The following is a 3,368-nucleotide window of genomic DNA, read 5'->3' on the forward strand; positions in this document are numbered from 1 at the left end:
GACCCCTCCCCCAACTTCGGGGGAGGGGTGGTGTGGGGGGTGAGGGCGGCGCGCTTCGGAAGGTGTCGAAGCGGGATCGGGTTCTCCCCTCTCCGTGAGGAACGAACGGGGAGGGGCCGGGGGAGGGGCACACCGTCGGGCGCAGTTCGATGCATGTCGAAGCGCCACCCGCTTCGACAGGCCCTCTCCCCCGACCGGCCGTTTTGCTCGTTCCTCGCAACGGCGGTCGACCTCTCCCCCAACTTCGGGGGAGGGGTGGTGTGTGGCGAGGGCGGTGCGCTTCGGAAGATGTCGAAGCGGGATCGGGTTCTCCCCTCTCCGTGAGGAACGAACGGGGAGGGGCCGGGGGAGGGGCACACCGTCGGGCGCAAGTTCGATCCATGTCGAAGCGCCTCCCGCTCCGATGGGACGTCACCCGTTCACTCGTTCACCCGTTCACGTCCCAAGCCTTGCCGAACAGGCCTCCGACACGTATCCCAAGTCAGCCGCACGAAGCACGGCGGCAATCACTCCAGACGGGACCAGGATGAAGCCGTTCCTGATCGGCATCGCGGGGGGCACGGGGTCGGGCAAGACCACGGTGGCGCGGCGCATCTTTGATTCGCTGCACCTGGACAGCGCCGCCTTCATCGACTATGACGCGTATTACAAGGAGCTGGGGCACCTGTCGCTGGAGGAGCGCGCCGGCATCAACTTTGACCACCCCGACTCGCTGGACAACGACCTGATCGTGCACCACCTGCACGAGCTGATCGCCGGCCGGCCCATCGAAAAGCCCGTCTACGACTTTGCGCGCCATACCCGCGCGGCCGAATCCATCCCCGTCCCCCCGCGCGATGTGGTGCTGGTGGATGGCATTCTGCTCTTTGCCGAGCCGCGGCTGCGCGAGCTGTTCGACCTCAAGATCTTCGTGGATACGGACGCGGACGTGCGCTTTATCCGCCGGCTGCGCCGCGACATTGAGGAGCGCGGCCGAACGATGGACTCCGTGATCGAGCAGTACCTGACCACGGTGCGGCCGATGCACTTCGAGTTCGTGGAGCCCACGAAGCGTTACGCCGACGTCATCATCCCCCGCGGCGGCCAGAACCGCGCCGGGATCGACGTCGTCGCCGCACGCATCCGCGAGCGCCTGGCCCAGAAAGCGCGCGACGAGGTCGCCGTCGGCGATTGACAGGACCGGGCCGTCGCGAGTCGGTCGACATGAGGTTGAGAGGGTGATGCCACCCCTCACCTGCTCCCCACGGTAGCAAGGTCCTTCGGTCGGCGCCAACCGTTTGCGTGAACGCGGTTTGCGGAGCGGCGCCTCCCTCAGCCTCAGAGGGTGTTGAGAAACCCCAACTCTTCGTACGAAGCGCACCAGTCATCCTGAGGGAGCGCCACGCGTACCTTCAGGAACACAAGAGCTTGCGCGCGACCGAAGGACCTTCTCTCCGCCACCGTGAGGCCAGATGCGGGGCATGAAGCCAGCCTCACGCTTCTGCCGGCAAGGTCCTTCGGTCGGCGCCAGAGTATTGTGTACGAGCAGGTTATGGAGCGGCGCCTCCCTCAGGATGACTGGCACGATCCAAGGTTTCTCAACTCCGGCTCAGGATGACGGGCGGTGTCGCGAGTCAGGCATCCACCTGCGACTGCAGGCGCGCGATCAGCGCCAGCAGCTCGGGGACGTCGGCGTGGGTGCGCTGATGGGCTTCCCGGGCCAGCTCCAGCGCGCGGCGGGTGAGCGCATCCGCGGAGGCGGCATCGCCCCCGGCGCGGTGGATCTCGGCTTCGGCGTCGACGACCTGGGCCCAGGCGGCCAGCACGTCGGGATCGTTCACCATCTGACCGGCGGAGGCGGAATCCAGCCGCTGCACCACGTCCGACATCGGCCCCAGCAGCCCGGCCAACGACTCGCGCGCCTGGGCCCGCAACTCCGCGGTGTCCTCGTTCTCGCGCACCTTGCCCATCATCGCCTCCACCATCTGGCGAATCTGGGCGATCATGCGGAGGATGTAGTCCCGCTTTTCGGACGAGGTGAGCATCGTTCGCGCTCCATCGGGTGGGGTGGCGATGTTCGCCACGGTATCATGGTACGTCGCCAGCCTGCCGGGGTACATACGGGCGGATGACCGGAAGCTTCACGCCAGCGTGGAGGAAAGCATGGACGAGGACCTGGACCGGATGTCGCGCGAGGAGCTGATTGCGGAGGTCGGAAAGCTGCGGCGGGGCATCCGCGAGCACCGCGACAGCACCGGAAACGAGCTCTGCTGGCACCATCCCGCACTCTGGGCGCTGCTCCCGGAGCAGACCGATCCGCTCCCCACGGTCCCCGAGTGGCCGCAGTTCATGCGCGGCTGCGTACGCTACCGCCAGTCGCTGGACGAGCAACTTCCCCACGCCCCCCGCTCGACCGAGGAGTACGCGGATTGAGGGCGCCGCGCGCCCTCGCGCTTCTCCTGCTGGTCGCGTCGGCGCTCGCGGGATGCCGGCGCGTCGGCGACGGGGACGTGGTGGGCCGCTACGTGCTGAACGCCGGCCAGGGAAGGGACGTGCTGGACCTTCGTCCCGACGGCACGTACCTCCACCGCTTCACCACGCGGGCCGGCGCCGTGGTGGTGGACAGTGCTCGGTGGGAGCTGGTGCGCGCGCGTGGAGGGTGGATCCGGTTCGCGGAGTTCACGGACTACTACGGCCACGAGATCTTTCCCCGACAAGCCCTTGTCCGCCGTTCGTGGACGATGGAACTGGAGATGGGATGGGGCGGGGGCGTGCGGCTGCTCGCCGACCGGGAGGCGGAGCTGCGCTACGTGCGGCAGGAGAGCGCCTCCACCGGCTGGTGAGGCTGGAATCGTCCCGAATCCCCCCAATCCACACCGATTCCGCAGAACCGGCGTCATCCAGATCCGCAGATATTCTCTTGATTCCCCGACTGCGGATTCTCACGCAGAGGGCGCAGAGGAAGCAGAGAAAAGCGAGATTATTTACCGAATCCCGCCGTTCATCGTGCACCCGATCCCGCGCCATGGAAAACACTCGTCTCACACGGCGAGGTCAACGGAGTCAACGGTTCTGATCTTTACCGTTGACCCCGTTGACCCCGTGTGAAACGTCCGGTTCCAGGGATGCAGCTGGTGTTCACCCGGATTCGCCGAATGCACAACGAACCGTGAGAAACGGTATTGCTCAAGCTGTTCTCTGCTTCCTCTGCTCCCTCTGCGTGCCCAGTCTTTTGCGGTTCCGGTGTTACCCTCGGTTATTCACGTAGCTCCAGGTATGCCGTCGCGGAGCTTTGCGGCTACGCGCGGCGAGGTGCACAGCTGGTCGATGGCTCTCGCGGGCACGTGGCCCCTTTCCCCACAGGTATCCGGGAGGAATCGTGGCGTCTC

Annotated in this window: 4 protein-coding genes; 3 read left to right on the plus strand and 1 reads right to left on the minus strand. The window is 66.5% G+C overall.

What is annotated here, in order from left to right:
- The first annotated feature begins 526 nt into the window (after positions 1-526).
- Complete coding sequence (gene udk, locus ACOJUJ_RS27920; protein WP_420130218.1) at positions 527-1,174, plus strand: uridine kinase; 648 nt, start codon at positions 527-529, stop codon at positions 1,172-1,174.
- Positions 1,175-1,613: 439 nt separating this feature from the next.
- Here the strand turns inward: udk and ACOJUJ_RS27925 are convergent, their stop codons facing one another.
- Positions 1,614-2,024 carry a hypothetical protein gene (locus ACOJUJ_RS27925; protein ID WP_420130219.1) on the minus strand — a complete coding sequence of 137 codons (411 nt, stop codon included), beginning with the start codon at positions 2,022-2,024 and terminating at the stop codon, positions 1,614-1,616.
- A 118-nt stretch (positions 2,025-2,142) separates the two neighbouring features.
- Between ACOJUJ_RS27925 and ACOJUJ_RS27930 the strand changes: the two genes are divergently transcribed.
- Both ACOJUJ_RS27930 and ACOJUJ_RS27935 read left to right on the plus strand, forming a co-directional pair.
- Positions 2,143-2,412: a hypothetical protein gene (locus tag ACOJUJ_RS27930; RefSeq protein ID WP_420130221.1), complete on the plus strand. Its 270-nt coding sequence runs from the start codon at positions 2,143-2,145 to the stop codon at positions 2,410-2,412.
- Positions 2,409-2,822: a hypothetical protein gene (locus ACOJUJ_RS27935; protein WP_420130220.1), complete on the plus strand. Its 414-nt coding sequence runs from the start codon at positions 2,409-2,411 to the stop codon at positions 2,820-2,822. Before ACOJUJ_RS27930 ends, ACOJUJ_RS27935 begins: the two co-directional genes overlap by 4 nt.
- Positions 2,823-3,368 lie beyond the last annotated feature (546 nt).

This window comes from Longimicrobium sp., assembly GCF_048594345.1.
GTDB lineage: Bacteria > Gemmatimonadota > Gemmatimonadetes > Longimicrobiales > Longimicrobiaceae > Longimicrobium.

Bases quoted from the DNA above. Each gene is read 5' to 3' on its own strand.
- ACOJUJ_RS27930 (WP_420130221.1), top strand. From the start codon at position 2,143: ATGGACGAGGACCTGGACCGGATGTCGCGCGAGGAGCTGATTGCGGAG.
- udk (WP_420130218.1), top strand. From the start codon at position 527: ATGAAGCCGTTCCTGATCGGCATCGCGGGGGGCACGGGGTCGGGCAAG.
- ACOJUJ_RS27925 (WP_420130219.1), bottom strand. From the start codon at position 2,024: ATGCTCACCTCGTCCGAAAAGCGGGACTACATCCTCCGCATGATCGCC.